Annotated in this window: 15 protein-coding genes; 7 read left to right on the top strand and 8 right to left on the bottom strand. The window is 68.1% G+C overall.

Annotated elements, in window-relative coordinates; genetic code table 11:
- The 7 genes from B1790_RS23650 to B1790_RS23625 form a co-directional block, all read right to left on the bottom strand.
- Positions 1–5,300, bottom strand: a 5,300-nt coding sequence (locus tag B1790_RS23650; protein WP_233165286.1) for a DEAD/DEAH box helicase family protein, incomplete at its 3' end; no start/stop codon positions are given.
- A 125-nt stretch (positions 5,301–5,425) separates the two neighbouring features.
- Positions 5,426–6,019, bottom strand: coding sequence for a hypothetical protein (locus B1790_RS23645; RefSeq protein ID WP_079925726.1), 594 nt, complete (start codon positions 6,017–6,019; stop codon positions 5,426–5,428).
- 125 nt (positions 6,020–6,144) lie between these two features.
- Complete coding sequence (locus tag B1790_RS23640; RefSeq protein ID WP_079925724.1) at positions 6,145–6,462, bottom strand: hypothetical protein; 318 nt, start codon at positions 6,460–6,462, stop codon at positions 6,145–6,147.
- A 58-nt stretch (positions 6,463–6,520) separates the two neighbouring features.
- Complete coding sequence (locus B1790_RS34785) at positions 6,521–6,697, bottom strand: hypothetical protein (RefSeq protein ID WP_158083874.1); 177 nt, start codon at positions 6,695–6,697, stop codon at positions 6,521–6,523.
- Positions 6,694–7,467, bottom strand: coding sequence for a hypothetical protein (locus tag B1790_RS23635; RefSeq protein WP_079925723.1), 774 nt, complete (start codon positions 7,465–7,467; stop codon positions 6,694–6,696). Before B1790_RS23635 ends, B1790_RS34785 begins: the two co-directional genes overlap by 4 nt.
- Positions 7,464–8,879 (bottom strand): type IV secretory system conjugative DNA transfer family protein, encoded by a 1,416-nt coding sequence (locus B1790_RS23630; protein WP_079925722.1) that lies wholly within the window; start codon positions 8,877–8,879, stop codon positions 7,464–7,466. Before B1790_RS23630 ends, B1790_RS23635 begins: the two co-directional genes overlap by 4 nt.
- A complete protein-coding gene (locus tag B1790_RS23625) occupies positions 8,876–9,331 on the bottom strand; it encodes a hypothetical protein (RefSeq protein ID WP_233165285.1) in 456 nt (151 codons plus the stop codon). The genes B1790_RS23630 and B1790_RS23625 overlap by 4 nt, the downstream gene beginning before the upstream one ends.
- A 45-nt stretch (positions 9,332–9,376) precedes the next feature.
- Between B1790_RS23625 and B1790_RS35415 the strand changes: the two genes are divergently transcribed.
- Entirely contained in the window at positions 9,377–9,547 is a 171-nt protein-coding gene (locus B1790_RS35415) for a hypothetical protein (RefSeq protein WP_233165284.1), read from the top strand.
- Here B1790_RS35415 and B1790_RS23620 read toward each other — a convergent pair.
- The gene (locus tag B1790_RS23620) at positions 9,534–9,968 is read right to left on the bottom strand and encodes a helix-turn-helix transcriptional regulator (protein WP_158083873.1); all 435 of its coding nucleotides are present in this window, start codon (positions 9,966–9,968) and stop codon (positions 9,534–9,536) included. The two genes, B1790_RS35415 and B1790_RS23620, sit on opposite strands and share 14 nt — an antisense overlap.
- A gap of 233 nt (positions 9,969–10,201) precedes the next feature.
- On the opposite strand from B1790_RS23620, the gene B1790_RS35075 reads away from it, so the two are divergent.
- From B1790_RS35075 to B1790_RS23590, 6 genes are read left to right on the top strand one after another with little or no spacing between them, the layout of a single operon-like run.
- Positions 10,202–11,578: a hypothetical protein gene (locus tag B1790_RS35075; protein ID WP_079925719.1), complete on the top strand. Its 1,377-nt coding sequence runs from the start codon at positions 10,202–10,204 to the stop codon at positions 11,576–11,578.
- A 17-nt stretch (positions 11,579–11,595) separates the two neighbouring features.
- On the top strand, positions 11,596–12,579 hold the full coding sequence (locus B1790_RS23610; RefSeq protein ID WP_079925718.1) for a conjugal transfer protein: 984 nt from the start codon (positions 11,596–11,598) through the stop codon (positions 12,577–12,579).
- 24 nt (positions 12,580–12,603) lie between these two features.
- Positions 12,604–12,888, top strand: coding sequence for a glycosyl transferase family 39 (locus tag B1790_RS23605; RefSeq protein WP_079925717.1), 285 nt, complete (start codon positions 12,604–12,606; stop codon positions 12,886–12,888).
- A 2-nt stretch (positions 12,889–12,890) separates the two neighbouring features.
- The gene (locus B1790_RS23600) at positions 12,891–15,779 is read left to right on the top strand and encodes an ATP-binding protein (protein ID WP_079925716.1); all 2,889 of its coding nucleotides are present in this window, start codon (positions 12,891–12,893) and stop codon (positions 15,777–15,779) included.
- Positions 15,779–17,824, top strand: coding sequence for a hypothetical protein (locus B1790_RS34780; RefSeq protein WP_079925715.1), 2,046 nt, complete (start codon positions 15,779–15,781; stop codon positions 17,822–17,824). Before B1790_RS23600 ends, B1790_RS34780 begins: the two co-directional genes overlap by 1 nt.
- Positions 17,821–18,093, top strand: a complete 273-nt coding sequence (locus B1790_RS23590; protein WP_079925714.1) for a hypothetical protein — start codon at positions 17,821–17,823, stop codon at positions 18,091–18,093. Before B1790_RS34780 ends, B1790_RS23590 begins: the two co-directional genes overlap by 4 nt.
- Positions 18,094–18,112 lie beyond the last annotated feature (19 nt).

The following is an 18,112-nucleotide window of genomic DNA, read 5'->3' as shown; positions in this document are numbered from 1 at the left end:
GCACGCAACACCATCACGTCCTCCTTGCTGGTCGACGACCGGCGCTCGGGGAGCTCCGCCACGGCGACCGCGGCGCGAAGCTCGCTCTGACGCACCGCGTCCCGCAGATCGCCCGCGCTGCGGAACCCCATCTCCTCCACCACGTACGGCGTCGGATTGTGCAGCAGCGACCACCCCGGCTCACGGCCTCGCTGGGCCATCCGTGCCTGCGCCGCTGCGGCTTTGGCCTTGGCTTCGGGGCTTTCGGCGGCCAACCTCAGCTCCAGAGTCAACGTGGCCAACTCTGCTTGGCGGTCGGTCAGTTCGCCGGTGAACTCGAACGGGGCCGGTGGATGGGCCAGCAGGTCGGCCAGCTCCGCGCGGTCCTGGTCCAGCTCGCTGGTCAACGTGGCCTGCAGGCGTGGCAGGTCCAGGTACAAGTTCTCCACCCGGGTGAGAAGTCCACGGGACTTGGCGCCGGAAGCCTCTGCGGTGGTGGCCAGCAGGTCGTCCTTCTTCACTTCGGTGATGCGCGAGGACGTCGCGAGGCGCAGCAGCAGCGAGTCATGGGTGAGGTCGCGGGCCGCCAGCACGTCCACCCCGTCCACCGTCACGCCGAGGTGGCTGTACTGCGAGGCGCCTCGGTCGCGTCCGTCGGTGAAGGCACGGCGGCAGGCGCCAGCCAACCGTTCGGAGATGACGCCCTTGTCCGTGGCGGCCACGCCGCCCACGACGACAGCCGGAGCCTCCTTGGCGGCCGCGTGGGTGGCCACCCGTGCGGCTATCGGCGCCAATTCGGCGAGTTGGCGTTCCTTGCGTGGAATGGTGCGCTCGTGGGTTTCGACCAGCCAGTCACGGCGGCGGACGGCTTCGTGGTGGGCGCGTTCCAAGGCCTGTAGACGCCGCACCTGGTCGTCGAGCTCGACCTGGCGTAGATAGCGCGGATCACCGGTGGCCAGTGCCTTTGTCTCGGCTGCGGCGGCACCGATGTCCCCGCCGGAGAGGTCCTCGATCTCGGTGTCGCCCACCTCGTTGCGGCGTACCTGATCGATGAACAGCGACTTGGCTTGCACCTTCTGCCACATGACGGTGTCGTAGGTACCTTCGGTGACGTAGGTGCGGATCTCGACCCCGTCGAGATTCTGGTTGCCCTGGCGCAGGATTCGGCCTTCGCGTTGCTCCAGATCCGCTGGGCGCCAGGGGACGTCGACATGATCGAGCGCGGCCAGCCGGGTCTGAATGTTCCAGCCGGTGCCCATCTTCTCGGTGCTGCCGATCAGCACGGCGACCTCGCCGTTGATGCATTGATCGCGCAGCAGACCCACCTCGTGGGGCTTGCGCGCCTCGTGGACGAACCGGATCTTCTCTGCCGGCATGCCGCGGGCCACCAGCTCGTCCTTGATCGCGGCGTAGATGGTGAACTGCTCGGGATCGGTCGACGGCGTCCCTCGATCGCAGAACGCGACCTGCAGACTGCCGCGATTGGGCATCACCTCACCGGTCTGCGGATGGCGGTACTCCCGATCCTCGGTGGCCCGGTAGGTCCGCATCATGGCCTCGGCGACCGCCGCGGCCCGGCTGGCGGTCGGCGCGTCCAGATGCGCCAGGCGGGGGTCCAACGAGGCGTTGCGGCCGTCGTTGGCGATCTTGAGGATGTTGTCGCGCTGAGGTGCCTTGGCGTCGAGATGATCGGCCCGGTAGCCCAGGTCGGCGATGAAGTCGACGACCTCGATGTCGTGTTGCAGCACGATCGTCTGGCGTTGTCCGCCGATCAGCGTCGGCAGCTCGACTGGCACCTGGTCACGGGTGACGACGTCGGAGTACACCGACGACAGTGCCAGCAGTTCGGGCAGGTTGGTGAACTTGCCGACTCGCGTGACCGGACGCAGCTTCGTGCCGGTGGCGTTCACCTCCACCGTCGTGTGCGTGGCGGTGAACGCAGCCCCCCAGTCCCCGAGGTCGGCCACTCCGGCGGCTTCCAGCAGGTCGGGGCGCAAATATGTTTGCATGACCCACAATTCGCCCAATGAGTTGGCGATCGGGGTTCCGGTGGCGAGGGTGGCGACCCGCTCGACGACGCGGTGCGCCGGAATGCCGGCCGCCTTGGCCTCCTCGCGCCGCCGGTCGCGCAACACCCGCAGCTTCAGGGCCAGGTCCTCGGCGCGTTCGGAGGAGTTCGTGCAGTTCAGCTCCGGGATGTTGCAGACACGCTGCAGATTCTTGTAATAGTGGGCCTCGTCAACGAAAAGGTAGTCTGCACCGCTATTTTCAAAGTTCAGCCCGGTGTCCTTGGCGTCCTGAGCCGTCAGGCGCTCCAGGCGTTCCTTCGTCGACTTGAGGGACCGCTCGATGGCCTTCTTGGACCGGTCGCTGTCGGCTTGTTCGAGCTGAGTACGCAACGTGTCGAGCTGATCGTCGATGTAATCGGCGCGAATGCGATCTGAGACTTTGATTTTGGTGAAAGCGGACTCGGGAATGATCACGATGTCCCAGTCGCTGGCTGCGGACTGGGCGATCAAACGGCGCCGGCCCTCGGCGGTGGTCGCGGCCGATCCGAGCAAGACGTTGGCCGCCGGATACCACTGCTTGGCCTCCCGGCCCACCTGGTCGATGATCGAATTCGGCACGACGATCCAGGGCTGGCGCACTAGTCCCAACCGCTTGAGTTCCATCGCCCCCATGACCATGGTCCCCGTCTTCCCAGAACCGACGACATGGTCGAGAAGTGTTGTGGGCTCGGAGATTATCCTCGCGACGGCATTGCGCTGATAGAAGTGCGGCACGAACCGATCCGACAGCCCCGGCAACGACAGGTGCGACCCGTCGTAACGCGGAGCCCTCAAGGAATTGAAACGCCGGTTGTATTCGGCCACGAGGGGTTCACGGCGGGCTTCGTCGGCGAACACCCACCGGCTGAATTCCTCGCTGATCTTGGTTGCCTTCGCCTGCGCGGCGAAGGTGGCCTCCACGTCGAGCACACCCGTGTCGTCGGTGACGACGACGCTGCGCGAATTGCATACCGCCTCAAGCAGACTGACCGCGTCGGACCCCTTGCGTGGCAAGCCCCACGTTTCGGTCATGAGACGGCCGAAACGGTGATACGACGGTACGTCGACCACCCAACGACCGCCGACGTGGTCGACGGTGGCCGACTTGAGGCCGAAGGTCTCCGTGGCGAACTGGGCGACGACATCGGTGGGAATCCAGGGCGCGCCCGGGCGCACCCTGATCTCTTCGGCGGTGCGGTCGACGGGCATCACCTCGCGCAGCGCCGCCACGTAGTCGTCGTAGACCGGGTTGGTGTGCGACGCCGCGAGGGCCGCGGCCAGCTTCTGTCGCACGTTGCCCGACAGCGCCACCGTGGCCGGAACCAGCTCGGCGGGGTCGTCGAGGTCGGGATAGACCAAGCCGGCCAACAGATTGCGAGCCGTGGCGGTGTCGACGTCGAGCAAACCTGCAATCAAATCCAGGTCGACGCGACGTGCCCGGTCCAGGCTCATCGCCAGGGCTTCCTCCGGGCCGGCGGCGCTGAGCTGTTCCACGCGCGCGGACACCAGATCGGTGGAGAAGATTTCGGCTTTGCGCGCCTGGCCGGTGGCTTCGTCGAAGATCTCCAGCGAGGACACCACCGCCCAGCCGGGATCGTGGCGCATGCCGCCTTCGAGGTGTCGTCGCTTCTTGTGGGGCGCGGAGGTCTTCCAGGCGTCGGTGTCCCATTTGGCGAGCAGCTCAGGGGGCACCGGGCCGCGGTAGGGCTGCCCGGGTTCCCCTTCCGTGGCGCGCCACTTCGCCTCTTCGGCAGCGACCTTCTCGTCGTGGCGCTCCTGGGTCACCTCCTTGGGCCGTACCCAGCTGAACCGGTTGACCGGACCGTGGCGGCGCACGTAGGAGTCGTAGAGATGATTCAGATGGCCACGCAGCTGATCGCGTTCGGCGACGGGACGCCCGTCGCGCTGAGAGACGATGAGGCTGTTGGCGGCGTCGCGGAGCGCGATCAACTCCCGCGTCTCGGGGATCAGCGTCTTGGGGGTGTCGTGGATTTCCCAGCTGTGGCCCGACCAATATTCGATGCGCTGGGTCTCGGCGCTGTAGCGCAACGTGAACAACCCGGTCTGCTCGCCCTGGTGGGCGGCCACGATCAGTCCCGGGTCGAAGCTCTGCGGGGACACCACCGTCAGGTCCTCGGCCGTGGCGGTCAGCCCCGCTCCGCGCGTCAGCGCCGCGTCGACCATCGAGCCCAGGCGGGCCGACACCTGGGCGGCGAGCTCAGCGCCCGTGCTGCCCTCGACGCGCAGATTTGGGCTGCCGTGCAGACCGTGACCAACCTCCATCCTGCCCAAGACGTGGTGCGGGTTTTCGTGGAAGTACGCGTTGACCGCGATGGGGGCGGCGGTGTCGGCGTCGGCACCGTCGATTGCAATGCGAGCGGTGTCCAGCCAGAGCGGGCGCTCAGCGCGCAGGTCGACCGGCTCAGTGCGCCGGCGCAACACCAGCAGATCGGTCACCACCTCGGTGCCCGCCACCCGGCTGAACGCACGCGACGGCAACCGCAACGCCCCGATCAGCTCGCCGCGTTCGGCGATGTCGCGTCGAGCGGCATCCGAGGCCGAATCCATCGTGTACCGGCTGGTGAGGACCGCGACGTACCCGCCGGGTGCGGTCAAGGCCAACGACTTGTTGATGAAGTGGTTGTGGATCGAGTGCCGGGCAGCGTTGTGCGCGGGGTCGTGGACCACGAACCGGCCGAACGGCACGTTGCCCACCGTGGCGGCGAAGCTGTTCTCCGGGACCCGGGTGGTCTCGAAGCCCTCGTTGCGGATCTGCGCCGAGGGATAGAGCGCCGCGGCGATCGCGGCGGTGATCGGATCGTTCTCGACGCCGACCATCACTGCGTCGGCGGGGGCATGCCCGATGAAGTGGCCGCTCCCACAGCCAGGTTCGAGCACCCGCCCGCCTCGGAAACCTGCGCGGCGCAACCCCTCCCAGATCGCGGCGACGACCGCCGGATCGGTGTAGTGGGCGTTGAGGATCGACGCCTCGGCCTGGCGATACTGATCACGGGGCAGAAGCTCGCGCAGACGGTCCCGTTCGGGAGCGAAGCCCTCGTTGCGGGTGTCGAAGACCTCCGGGACCGCCCCCCACCCCGACCACGCCGCCAAGACGCGCTGCTCGGCCGGGGTGGCAGGCCGCTCGGCTGCCTGCAACCGCGTCACCAGCTCCAAGGCCGCGATGTTGGCCCGCGCGCGCGCCTTGGGCCCCGACGGCACCAACACCTCGGTGCTGGCCGGGAAGTCCGCCGAGCTGCCCAGCTCTGATTCCACGTCGACCGACTCGGGTAGTACCGGTGCCCGCGGCGGTGTCGGAGCGGGCAGGTCAGCGCCGCCGGGGTCGACGACACGAGGGTCGGTGGGCTGGTCCGGCTCGTCGAACAGCGAGCCTTGCGCCTCTAGCGGGCGGGCAGCCCGTCGTCGCGCAGATCCTGGAACACTAGCTGCGCCAGTTCCTCGGTCAGCGGGTCGTGGGCCTGGCGGGGCAGCGGCAGCTGGTCCTCGGCTCGCGCGGCCAGAAGATACCCCGCCTTGATCCGGAACACGGCCGAAAACTGCGGGGCCGGCCACAGACTGGCCACCAGCTCCTCCAGCTCCTCGGTCGGCTCTGTGCGGTGCTGCGTGTGTGTCCAGCGCTGCGTCCACGGCAGCGTCTCGGTGGAGCTCGGCAGGTCGAGGTCCCCGCTGGGCGTCTCCGGCGGCGGGATCAGCTCGTAGAGCTGCTGGGACAGCACGATCTCCTTCGCCGAGAGCATCGCGGTGTTGAGCAGCCCGACCTTGGTCAGGTAGTCCGGATGCTCGCCGTGGCTGGTCGTCCACTCCTGGACGGCCTGCTCCCCCAGCTCCGCCGCCAGCTCCGCGACTTGGCGGCTCAGTGTGGCCGCGGTCTTGTCCAGGAAGGACTGCCGTTGCGCCGGGGTCCACTCGGCCGGCAGGCTCAGATGCTCGCGGTAGACCTCGGCCACGGTCTGGGCGATCTCGGGACTGGTCACCGCCACCCTCCTCGTCGAAGAGGCTGAACAAATCCGGCTGTTCAGCGTCTTTGCGTTTGCGGGCCATATTGTCCTCACCGTGTCGTCGGGGCGGCGTAAGGGGGCCGTGTTGGGCCCGTGGGTCGTCATGCGAGCGTCAGCGCGTCGAGGGCCGTCACGAGCAGCGAGTCACGCTGCACGGGCGAAAGGCCGGCCACGTTGAGCAGCAGCCCGTCGCCCAGCAAGCGGTGAGGGCAGCGATCTGCCACGCTCCCCCACCGTGATTCGAGGTCGTGGTCGGACTCCGAGGAGGTCCCGACCAGCAGGTCGCGGACCGCGGCCAGATCGGCGAACCCAGCGTTGGCATGCGCAGTTGTCAGCAGGACGGCCGCCAACGGAGAGGTCGCGTAGGACCTCCAGAGGGCGGCGTCCCCTCGGCGTGCGGCCAGGAGACGGTCTGCCACGGCGAGAGCCTCTGCGGCTGTTCGAATTTCGACGATCATTGTGCGTGACCCTTCCGGTCTATGGGGCTAGCCCGGCGGTGGTCGAACCGACGCCGGGAGTGGGGCCGGACGGGAACGTCGTCATCAGGTCTCCCGCCATGGAAATCAGGCCGCCGACGACTTGGCCCACCATCCAGACCGTGCCGAGCAGGGCCAGAATCAACCCGCTGAGCCACGGGCCGCGCCGCGGTGTCACCGTGCCTCCGTGAACGGCGGCGAGGGCTGATTGCCTGCGCAGGCTGACCACGGCAGCAGTGCCAGGACCAGCGTCCAGCCGACGTCGGCGAACTGGCGGTCGTCGAGCCGTGCGACGGACCGCAAGCTGTCGTGGAGCTGTCGATCGTGCTCGACGTACCGGGCCGCGCGGACCCAGTGCGCTCGGTGGGCCAGTCCGCGCAGGATCCAGTCGACCCTTTCGCTGACATCGTGGCGGCTCGCGGTGTAGAGCCACCCGGCGAGCGGTGCGGCGGCCACGGGTCTCCACTGCTGCCAGACACCGCTGTCCCACTTCTCGAGGACGACTTCGGCGAGGCGATGTGCCTGCCCTACAGAGTCGATCCGCGCGAGGCGGTCCTCGATCGTTGCCGGTGTCGGTACGTCCGCCAGTGCGGCGGGGGCGGTGACAGTGGCGGTGACGGTGCTGGGCATCGTGTGTGACCTCGGTGTTGGGGGTGGGCACTCTGGAGAGCACAGCTCCCAGAGCGGACGGGTCCCGGCGGCGTTGGTGCTCCGACGCACCAACCCCTTGTGCTCCAGCGCAACCAAGGACGCGTAGACCTGCTCGATGACGACGTGCTGGCCGCTGGTGTCAGGGTGGTTGAGCGCGTCGCGCACCGCGGCCGTCGACGACGTGTCGTTGCAGGCGAGAACCTCCAGGACGAGAGCCTGCAGCGCCGCCCTCTCGGCAGGACGCCGCGCGTTCGGCGACACCGGAGAGCACGGCTGGGCCCGTGACGCCGCGGTCATCGCGGTCCCCTGCTCGCCTCGACCGCTTGATGATGACGCTCGGTGATCTGCGTCCACACCGAACCACGGTGCGAGGAGGCAGCGGTTCCGGCCGACGCGGTGCGCCGAGCTTGCTCGTCGAGCAGCCGGGTGAAGTCCGACCAGTCCTCCAACTCGGTTTCGATTCCCGGTGTCCCGCGCAGGACCAGCCTGGCGCGGTTCCTGTTGGTGGGGAGGAGTCGGCGATAGTCCAGCGTGCTGTCGGTGTTCGACGAAAGCGTTTTCGACCCGCTCGCTTGATCGAACGATTCTTGCCGGCGGGTGGTGAGCAGACTCCACTCCTCGGCTCGGCGCAGAATCTCCATCTCCGGGGCGCCGAACAGGATCAGCACGGCGGGAAAGATGTCGCGCAGCTCGTTGGCGTACGCGCTGCCGTACACGGTGTCGAACTGGCTGGACGCCTGCACTGCCAGAAGCAGATTCACGCCAAGTCCGCGACCCTCACCCACATGGCGTCGTAGCGCGGGCATCGGGGCGACGTTGGCGGCCTCGTCGATCACGATAAGCAGTCGGTGGCTCATCTCCTTGCGGGCGGTCTTGGCCCGCCACAGCTTCACCAGGTTCTCCAGCAGGGTGACCGCGGCTCCGGCGATGGCGCCCTCCGGAGAGGACAGGACGTAGAGCGTGGCCGTGGGATCGTCGAGGAAGTCGGCGGTGAACGGCTCGGGCTGATTCCCGCGCAACGACAGGCGCATCCACGGCATCACCGCCTTGCGCATGGTCAACGCGATGCTGTCGCGTTGCTTGGGATCCATGTCCAAGGTGCGGCGCAGCGCGTTGTAGAACAGCGGATAGTTGTCCACCGCCATCGCCGCCAACTGCCAGCCCGGCTCCACGGGGAGCTTTTCGTCGTCCCACTCCATGTTGTCGACGGCCAGCAGTACCCAGTCCATCCCCTTCTCGTTCTGCGAGGCGGCGAACAGCATTGCGGCCAAGGGGCCTTCGGTGTTGGACTCCCAGATCCCGGCGTCGGAGACCGAGTCCGCGCCGGACCCCATGCCCACGGCCGACATCTGCATCATCGTGTTGGCCGCGGTCACCGCCTGGTCGGGGGTGCTGATCATCTTCGTGGGATCGAATGACATTGCAGTGACACCCGGGTAGGTGGCGTCGTAGTCGGGTCGTAGGTCGATCAGCGCGTGCGGGCCGTATCGGCGTTGCGCGACAAGCTGAAACAGGTCGTCCTTGGAGCTGACGACGACGGCCGGTCCTCGCCACAGCACCGCTGCGGGCGCCAAGACGCTGCGCGTCTTGCCGGTTCCGGTCGGTGCGGACACCAGCACCATCGGGCCGGACTCGGCGACGGCACGGGCGTTGGTGTCCTTGTTGCGGACGAAGCCGCAGAACGGCGTAGGGGGTGGTTTGTAGGTCATCGGTCCTCCCTCGTGGGGCGTTCACGCGCGAACGGGGTGCGTTCGCCGAGCGGCGGAGCGGGGAAGGTGTCGAAGATCTCCGGCATCGGCAGGGCGTCGACCTCGAACCCGAAGTCGACGCTTTCCACAGCCGCCGGTGGGCGCATCGGCCACCAGTCGCGGGACCCGTCCACGGCCAGCCAGCCGTCGAGGATGCCGTAAACGCCGGCGGTGAGCGCTGTCGCCGGCAGCTGACCCAGCAGCCACGGGACGAGCACGGTGTGGGTCAGCGTGGGGCCCGGTTCGTAGAGCAGGACGACGGGGAGACCGGTGATGACAGCGGCCCACATGAAGGCCGCCACGGGGTAGGAGCGCAGCGACTCGGGAATTAGCTGTACCACCGTCTTGTGCACCCAGCGGCCAACGGGCCAGCCCAGCGGGGCCAGGACCGCGGCGACCGCGACGATAGCCATGTCCACACCGGCGTACGGCGTTTTCACCGGACGCATCAAAAGCGGATGAATTACGTCGTCATCGGCAGCGTCAACCCGCGCTCCGCTCAATTCTTGCGCGCGGTCGCGAATTTGTCGGGCCAGAATTTCGGCCCGTCTCTTCTGGAATATGAAAGTGTGTTGATGCCGGGCGATCCACTTGCGGCGGAGTTCGTCGAACCGGTCAGCTGGCGTTGACATCGAGCACCTCCGCCGCCGTGTGCTCAGTACCAGAGTAGAAGCGCTCCAACCCTTGTGCGACGCCCAAGAGAAACTCGCGCAACTCCTTGGCGGTGCGCCCGACACCGGAGGATTCGCCCCGGGCAAGCTCCTGGTCGATCCGTGACGCAACGGCCGTGACCTCATGGGTTATCGAGATTGCGGGGGCACCGCCAGACATGATGTGGTGCGCCGATCCCGCCTTCCACCCCAGCGCCAACTCCAGTCGGGCCAGTGTGCGCTCGGTGGGCTGCCGGCCGCCGGCGATGGCCTTATACACCGTGGACGGCGACGGGCCGCCCTGGGTGGCCAAGTCCTCCCGCGTCCAACGCAATTGCGCCAGTCGCTGCTCCAGGAAAAACAGCAGACGACCTGTTCCGTCCTTTGGTATTGCGCTCACAAAACAGACGCTAACAATCCCGGAAACCTTTTAGCTATGGACGTAGAAAGCGAGTGTCTGCCGCCTTTACGCTCGTTCTAAGACCTCAAAGGAGCCTTCATGACCATCACGACATCAGACCGTGAGACCATCCCGTCCGATCCACGACCGATGCGGCCTGGCCGCACACGACGTGCCGCTCGGATGGTTTGCTATGTCGTCGCCCCCGGCGCGACGCGTGCGGCGGTGGCGCGATGACGAGCGCCACCGGAGCCAGTCGGTACAGCGACACAGAACGTGTCCTCGCCTACATCGACGGGGACGGGGCGTCCCCGATCGGCGTCGTCGCCGAGTCCACCGCCCCAGGAAAGGTCGAAAACCTCCATTCCGACGGCGACCTCAGGCCTGCGGCCCGACCGGAGAACGACCGGGGTGCGGCGTCGGAATGGACCGCTCCCGCGCCGCCTGACGTCGCGCCACCGGCGGCGGACGAGCCCGACGTCGGGAACGACCCGGATGCCGCTTACGACTCCTACCCCGACGTCACCTATGACCCCGACGCCGGACACGACCCCCGTTACTCTGACGACGCGGGCTATGACCCGGACGCCGACTATGGCCCGGACGCGGGCTACGACGCGGGCGCGGGCTACGACCCGGACGCCGGCTACGACCCGGACGCCGGCTACGACCCGGACGCGGGCTACGACCCCGATGCCGACTTCAGCGTTGACGTCGTCGCGGGTGAGGGGGCCCAGGCGGCTCCCCCAGGGGATGACTTAGACGAACCCCACGGCGACGTCGAAACAGATTCACGGCCAGCGCGTTTCAGCAAGCCCATCGTCATCGGGTTCGCCGGGGCCGTCGCCGTGGTGACCGTCGGGCTGGCAGCGGCCATGATCGGCATGCAGTCCGACCCTGCGCCGGGGCCCACCCCGTCCAACCAGTCCTCCGTGGTCGCCGTCGCACCGCCCCCCGCGCCGGCCGCAGCGCCGGTCAACGACCCCACCCAGGACGTGCCGATTCCGTTCCAGGCCTCCTCGCCGTGTCCGCAGGCCGGGTCCGCTTCGGCGCAGAACGTCGCCAGCGACGACCCGACACGGGCGTGGGTGTGCATGCGCGATTCCGACGGACAAGTCCTGACCTTGGACCTCGGCAAGCCGATGAAGGTCACGGCCATCTCGATCACGCCAGGCTGGGTCGGCACCGACACCAGCGGCGCAGATCAATGGATGGCCCACCGCGTCGTCACCCGCGTGCAATGGATCCTCATCAACGGCGCCGACCGCACCGTCGTCACCCAAGACACCAAGAACGCTCACGGCCCGGTCGTACAACCCATGCCGTCCAACGGTCCCGACCAAGGAGTGCTCGCCTCACAGATCCAAATGATCGTGCTGCAGACCTCACGCCCACCCGCCGACACCCCGGCACCCGACACGCCAGGAGCGCCACCCCCGGGCGGAGGGCTGCTCGACGGTGTCTTCGGCGCGCCCGTTGCCGGGGCGGAGCCCAGCGCCGCGCCCAGTCAAGACCCTAACTTCGGGACCACCGACACCGCCGGGTCCGACCCCGTCGACAACACCGTCGCGGTGTCCTCCATCAAGATCCTCGGCCACCCCCCACTGTGAGAAAGGCCCCAACCATCATGTCCACGCCACCAAGCATGTTGACCAACACCTGGCGTCGGCGCCTCGATACCGGCGGCTCCACGATCCGAAAGACGCTGGCGGCCATCGCCTTCGGCGCTTGCACCATCGTCGCGCTGAGCACCATCTGGGGATGGATCACCGACGAACCCCTCGACGTCGACGGTCCCGCCCGGGCCGCGGTGAACCGCACCGACTACGTCGGCGGGTACGCCACCAACTGCGTGCGCCTGCTGCTGACCGTCACCGAAGCGCAGCGCTCAGCGCTCAACTCCTGCTGGGCGCCAGAGGAGCTGCGCTCGCTGCCCACGACTCCACCGGTCGTGGTCGACTCCACCGTCATCGCCAAGATCGTGCGCACCGCGACCTACAGCGACGTCGAACAGTGGCAGGTCGTCGTGCGCGTCAACCAACGCGCCTACGACAGCGCCACCCCCGAAACCACGCTGCGCCAAGTCAACGTCTTGTTCAGCAAGTACGGGTTGCGGGCGTCCGGACTGCTGGCCACGGTCAACGAAGGCGGGGCCGGCGCGACCTTGCCCCTGGGCTACTCGGCCTCCCTACCCGTCGGAGCGTCCGACGACAAGGGCCGCAACCGCCCCACCGGAAACCCGCTCTCCGACACCGTGACCGGCTTCCTGAACAGCTACCTGACCCCCGTGGGGGGCCTGGAGCGCTACGTCGCCGCCGACTCCGGCATCACCGCCGCCAGCACCTGCCAACGGGTCCTGATGACCACCCTGGCCGCCACTCGCATGGTCGACCCCGGCCAACAGGCCCCCCCAGACGGCACCACCGTGCAGGTGCTGGCGACCGTCTCCGAGCTCACCAACCGCTACGCCCCGCAGACCGAGCAGTACCCGCTGACCCTGACCTTGCGGTCGGGCAGTTGGAGCGTCACCCGCATCGACCCCGGCCCGCTGCTCAACGGCACCGCACAACTCGTTCCCGTGGCAGCCAGCCCCGGACAACCCGCCCGATAACCCACCACAGAAAAAGGAAACGACATGACTCAGCTCCCCGACACCCGCATCCTGGCCGTCGCCGACCTCGTCCAAGGCACCCAAGGCCTGTACACGTTCATGGTCGTCATCCTGGCGATTCTGTTCCTGCTCGCCGGCGGTGCCCGAGGGTTGGCCGCCTTCGGCGGTGGCCGCATCGGATCGGCGATCGGGTGGGTGGCCGCCGGCATCATCTGCGCCGTCGTCATCGGCAGCGCCTACGCCATCTACGTCTCGGCCAAGCAGACCGTCGACACCCGCACCGGCGTCACCTCCGGGCAGTTCGGCTGATCATGGGAGACACCGCGCAACTGTTCACCGGGGTGCACGACACCCCCGTCTACACCAACGTCCTGTTCGACAAGCCGCTGCGCGTCTGGGTGGCCGTCCCCGCGGTCGTGGGCACGGTCGTCACCGTGCTGCTCACCGTGCTCAACCTGTCCTCGGGCCATGCGCTGGGCATCCTGATCGTCGGGGTGGCCCTCACGGCGGCACTGACGGGCCTCGGCGCGATGGTCCCCCGTACGCGTCCGAGCATGGCGTTTCGCCTGCGGGCACTCAGAGCAGCGGCCCGACCAGCCGTCTGCACCAGCACCGACACCGCAATCCTGGCGCGGCCCGAACTGGTCGACAATCTGTGGTTCGGTGTCGGTGGATCGGTCTACGCGGGGTTCCTGCTGGCCGGGTTGCCCTACCACTTGAAGTCGACTCGCGGAAAGACCGCCGTGGCCGACCTGCACATGCTGCTGGGACGCGAACTCCCCGCCGACAGTTGGCTCTTCGGCCTCGGCGTCGCCCAAGACCACCGCCAACTGTTGCGGGCCATGGTGCACGGCTACCGCGAGCGCACCGACTGGGTGGCCAGCTGCGCCCAGGTCGCCGACCAGCTCGCCGCCGAAGACCCCAAGACACGGCTGTTCTGGTTGATGGTGCCGGTCGACGCGGGCCGCGCCGGACACAACGTCGTCGGGCAGGCCACCAAGCTCAAGGACTGGATTGCCGGACGCGACAAGGACTCCGACTCCTCGCTACGCGCCTACACCGAGCTGGCCTACGACATCGCCAACTCGTTGCCACCGGAATTCTCACCGGTGCCGGTCACGCCGACCATGTCGGCGTGGTTCTGGCGCCACAACGCCTGGCTGGGAACCTATACCGATCCGCTGCCGCGGCGCAGCCCCGTCGGCACGGCCAGCATCCGCGCCGATCAGCTGCCAATCGCGGCATTCGACGAAGGAGACCAGCAGCACCGCCCGCAACGGCCCGGCATCTTCAACGCGCTGCCGTCCTGGAAGAAGTACGTCCGGGTGTCGTCCGCCGGCGACGGACCCGTAAGCCCCGACAGCTATCAGGCGATCCTGCCCGTGGTGGACGCCCCCGAGGGCGGCATCGTGTTCCCGGGATCGGAATTCCTCTCCGCGCTCGACGATCTCGACACCGGCGCGGTGTTCGACTTCGCCATCAACCTGACCGCCCGACCGCGGGAGATGGAGTTCCGGCGCAACGACCGCGCGCGCGGCAACATCGACGACCAGTACGACCACCGCGGCGACGTCCGCAACGGCTACACCGAGCTGCAATCCACCGAACGCAAGATCGCCGAATACAACCGACTGCTGTCGGCCAACATCGACGAGCAACCCATGACGGCCTCGTTCTTCGTCCACGTCGGCGCGGCCGACGCGCCCACCCTCGACCACAGCATCAAGCGTCTGCGTGAAGAGATGACCCAGTCCGGCCAGATCGTCGTGCGTCACTACCGTGGAGCCCACACCCGGCTGTGGTCGGTGTTCAACCCCGGTGTGCCCCAGCACAAGAGCGGAGCCGACCAGTTCGACCACGCCACCACTGCCACCAAGTGGTCACGGTTCGTGCCTCTGATCTCGGCCCAGCTGGGCAACGCGACCGGCATGCTGCTCGGCTTCAACAAGAGCAACGCCAACAACAGCGCCGTGCTGTTGGACCTGCCCGCCGCCGCCCGCCGCAACCACAACCCCTGCCTGGTCTGCGCTGGCGCCCCCGGCTACGGCAAGTCCTACACCGCCAAACGGGTCGTGAAAGCCGAGCTCCAGCGCGGCGCCCAAGCGTTCATCGTCGAACCCGACGAGTACGGCGAGTGGGCAACCGCGTTGGCCGACGTGCCCAACAAGGCCGTGATCGACATGGCCGGTGGAGACTTCGGGTGCGACGCATTGCGGATCTTCCCCGACCGGGTCGCCGGCTCCTACTGGCTCGACTACATGATCCCCATGCTGGGCCTGGACGTGCGCAGCGTCGCCGTCGGCCGACTGCGCACCCTGCTGACCCCTCCCGCGCGCCGAACTCTGAAGATCACCAGCACCGCCGCCCTGATGAGCTACATCCGCGGGATCCAAGCTCCCGTGGGTGAAGCCGACACCCGACCCGCGCCGGTCGCGCAGCTGGCCGAGGACCTGCGTCCGGTGCTGCTGGCGCTGGAGTCGTGGGCCACCTACGAATTCACCAAGGCCATCTTCGACGACTCACTCCCGGTCCCCGACCTCACTGCGCTGGACGTCACCATCTGGCAGACCGGCAGTCTCGATCTTCCCGACGCCGAAGAGATGTCCAGTCCCCACCTCTACGCGGCCCTAAGCGACCGCCAGCGCGCCTCCATCGCCATTTACGGCATGTTGGTGCGGCTGGCGCGGGTGAGCTTCTTCAACAACACCGACCGCTTCGGTCTCCTCGTCCTGGAAGAGGCTGGCCCCCTGCTGAATTCGCGTACCGGAGCCCGCGACGCGCACCTCATCAGCCGCCGTGCCCGCAAGCACTACACCGGGATGATCATCATCACCCAGAACCCGGTGAAGGACCTCGCGCTGATGGGCGACGAATTCGTCACCCAACAGGTCATCGTGCCCTTCGAGAAAGAGGGCATCGCCCGAGCCGTCGCCGCAAGTGTGGGCCTGCCCCTGCAGGAATACCCCGAGTTCCAAGACTTCTTCCTGGCCAAGGCCGCCCCCAGCCAGATGCGGGACCCCACCGCCTTCGACGAAGACCTCACCGAGGAAGGGACCCTCTCCCAGGGCCGTGGCGACCTGGAGGGGCGGGCGTTCTTCGTCGACGAATTCGGCCGTCTCGGGTCGATCCGCGTCGCCCGCGAACCCGACGAAGCCCTGCACCGGGCCTACGACACCACACCAGGACAAGGAGCGGCGTGATGACCGTTGCAGCCCTGCCCCTTCGCGCTCCCCTGCGCCACGTCGTGGCCGAGCGGTGCGGCTACGAATTGGCCATCCACCCACGCCTGCGCCGTATCCTGCTGATCTGGGCCGTGACCCACACGCTGGCACTCTGGGCGCTGGCCGCCGCGCCGCGTGCCACGGCCGCCACCATGGGGGCCGCGCTGAACTGGACCGGCATCACCGACAGCTACGGCGTGCCGGTCGGCGCGTACTTCCTGTCCACCGTCGACACCATGGAAGCCCTCACCGAAGGCGGACCCGACGTCAGCGTGGTCGACCCCGGCTCCTGGATGCGCTGGGGCGCACACGCCATCACCACCGGCCTCACCCACGAGACCGTCGCCAGTTGGGTCCAAGCCCAAGCCTCGGTCTACATCTTCCTGCTCGCCGGCGTCCTGTGGCTCCTCAAATTCGCCATGTCGAGTACATGGCTGTACTGGCTGGCCACCTGGTTCAAGCCCATCCTCGAAGCGCTTCGGCAACTGCTCGTCGACCTGCACGTCTTCCCGATTTGCCTCGCCCTGGGAATCGGCGTCGGCGGCTTCCACATCCTCTGGCACGGTCGGCGCGGCCACGGAACCTCGATCATCCTCAGCGCATTCGCGATCGGCATGATCGGCCTCTGGCTCACCCGCGACCCTCTCGGTGAACTGACCGGCAACGACGGCCTGCTCAACCAAGCCAGGACACTTGGCTTCAGCGTCGCCCAAGCAGCCACCAACAACGGCCCCATCGCCACCGGCGGCGCCACCGGGCAGCTCAGCCACCTCACCGGCGTGCTGGCCGACGCTCTCCTACGAGCGCCCCTGCAGCTCTGGAACTTCGGGACCACCGTCGACTCCATCGGCAGCTGCGGCCACGACTGGTCGGCGGCCATCATGAGCGGCGTGCGGGACGCCCCGGCACACGCCATGCAATCCTGCGGTGCCCCCCAAGCCCTGCACTACGCCCAGACCATCGACGGCAGCGTGTTCGCCCTCGGCATCGGGTTCTGTCTGCTGGGCCTGGTCTTCGCCGTCTTCGTGCTCTACATCACCTACAGCTACATCATGGTCTGTGGGGCGGCGCTGCTCAACGCCGTCATGGCCATCTTCGCCGTGGGACCGGCGATGATCCACGGGGCCCCGCGACGGCGGGCACGTCGCCGGCTCGAACAGTTCTTCCGTCACGCCTTCCTGGTGTTCGTCTACGTGCTCTACACCTGCATCGCAGCGATGCTCATCCTCAAAACCGTTGCGCCGGGCGGACTTGCGTCCCAAGTGGGTATGACGAGCCCGGTCGCCATGCTGGTCCTCGTGGCCCTGTGGTCAGCGGTGGCCACCGGTGTCTTCTGGTACCTCAAACGCGAGATACTGCACGACCACACCCGCCAGGACCTCACCCATTCCGTCCAACGGGCCGTTCATCTGGGGAGGACCGGGTACCAGCGCGGCCAAGCCAAGGCGGCCCAGGGGCGCGACCTCGCCGACAAGACCCGCGAACGGTTCTCGCGCACATCAGATTCGGAGAGCAACACCGGTAGTGACGCATACACCCACGCCCCGGTCACCGGACGCCCTGCAGCCGGCCAACCCGGCCTTGCCACGACGAAGCTCGCCCCACCCCCCGCCGCCGCGTCGAGCGGCGCATCGGCCGGACGCGCCGCGACGGCCGGCGGAGCCTTCGGTGGTGCAACGGCCGGTGCCGCCGAGGCCGGTGCCGCGGTCCTCGCACCCGAGGTCGTGCTCCCCGCCGCGGCAATGGCCAGCGTCGGCTCCAAAGCGCGGGGCCACGCTACGAGCGGTATGTCCGGCAACCAGCCCACCAGCGACGCGCACCCCCGGCGCGACGCCCGCACTACCACCGGTGCGCCGCCCACGCCGACGCGGCCACTGCCGCGTCAGTCCGGAAGTGCCGGGGCGCGTCCGCAGCTCCCCGCGCCAACCAGTCCAGGTTCGCGCGGGCCCCAAGGACGCCCGGCGCGCCCGCCCGTCCACACCCAGGACGGCCCCGATCCCGTACCCGGAAGGAACCCTCGATGACCGCACCAGCACCAGTCGCGGCCACCGTGGTGCACGGCGCGGCGATGTCGACGAACCTATCGCTGGCCGCCGCGCGGGCGGACCTGCACCAGGCGGCTGCGGCCCAGGACGACCACCGCCGCACGCAATATGCGCGCTCGGCTCGTGACCACGCATCCAGCGTGTTGACCTCGCCGGGTTGTTCACCGCGCGAGCGCGAATACGCGGAGCTCTACTTCGCCCAGGCGCACGCCATCGTTGAAGGCGACGAATCAGTGCCTGGCCGTTAGCAACTGCTACGGCGCGCGG

Origin of the sequence: Mycobacterium sp. AT1, from assembly GCF_002043095.1 — a bacterium.
GTDB lineage: Bacteria > Actinomycetota > Actinomycetes > Mycobacteriales > Mycobacteriaceae > Mycobacterium.
The sequence above is the reverse complement of the archived record's forward strand: the minus strand, read 5'-3'. Positions and strand labels throughout refer to the sequence as shown.

What these genes read in the sequence shown, in the direction of transcription:
- B1790_RS23600 (WP_079925716.1), top strand. Translation starts at nt 12,891, where the DNA reads ATGGGAGACACCGCGCAACTGTTCACCGGGGTGCACGACACCCCCGTC.
- B1790_RS23605 (WP_079925717.1), top strand. Translation starts at nt 12,604, where the DNA reads ATGACTCAGCTCCCCGACACCCGCATCCTGGCCGTCGCCGACCTCGTC.
- B1790_RS35075 (WP_079925719.1), top strand. Translation starts at nt 10,202, where the DNA reads ATGACGAGCGCCACCGGAGCCAGTCGGTACAGCGACACAGAACGTGTC.
- B1790_RS35415 (WP_233165284.1), top strand. Translation starts at nt 9,377, where the DNA reads ATGAATTACGTCGTCATCGGCAGCGTCAACCCGCGCTCCGCTCAATTC.
- B1790_RS23610 (WP_079925718.1), top strand. Translation starts at nt 11,596, where the DNA reads ATGTCCACGCCACCAAGCATGTTGACCAACACCTGGCGTCGGCGCCTC.
- B1790_RS23590 (WP_079925714.1), top strand. Translation starts at nt 17,821, where the DNA reads ATGACCGCACCAGCACCAGTCGCGGCCACCGTGGTGCACGGCGCGGCG.
- B1790_RS23630 (WP_079925722.1), bottom strand. Translation starts at nt 8,879, where the DNA reads ATGACCTACAAACCACCCCCTACGCCGTTCTGCGGCTTCGTCCGCAAC.
- B1790_RS23625 (WP_233165285.1), bottom strand. Translation starts at nt 9,331, where the DNA reads ATGGCTATCGTCGCGGTCGCCGCGGTCCTGGCCCCGCTGGGCTGGCCC.
- B1790_RS34780 (WP_079925715.1), top strand. Translation starts at nt 15,779, where the DNA reads ATGACCGTTGCAGCCCTGCCCCTTCGCGCTCCCCTGCGCCACGTCGTG.
- B1790_RS23635 (WP_079925723.1), bottom strand. Translation starts at nt 7,467, where the DNA reads ATGACCGCGGCGTCACGGGCCCAGCCGTGCTCTCCGGTGTCGCCGAAC.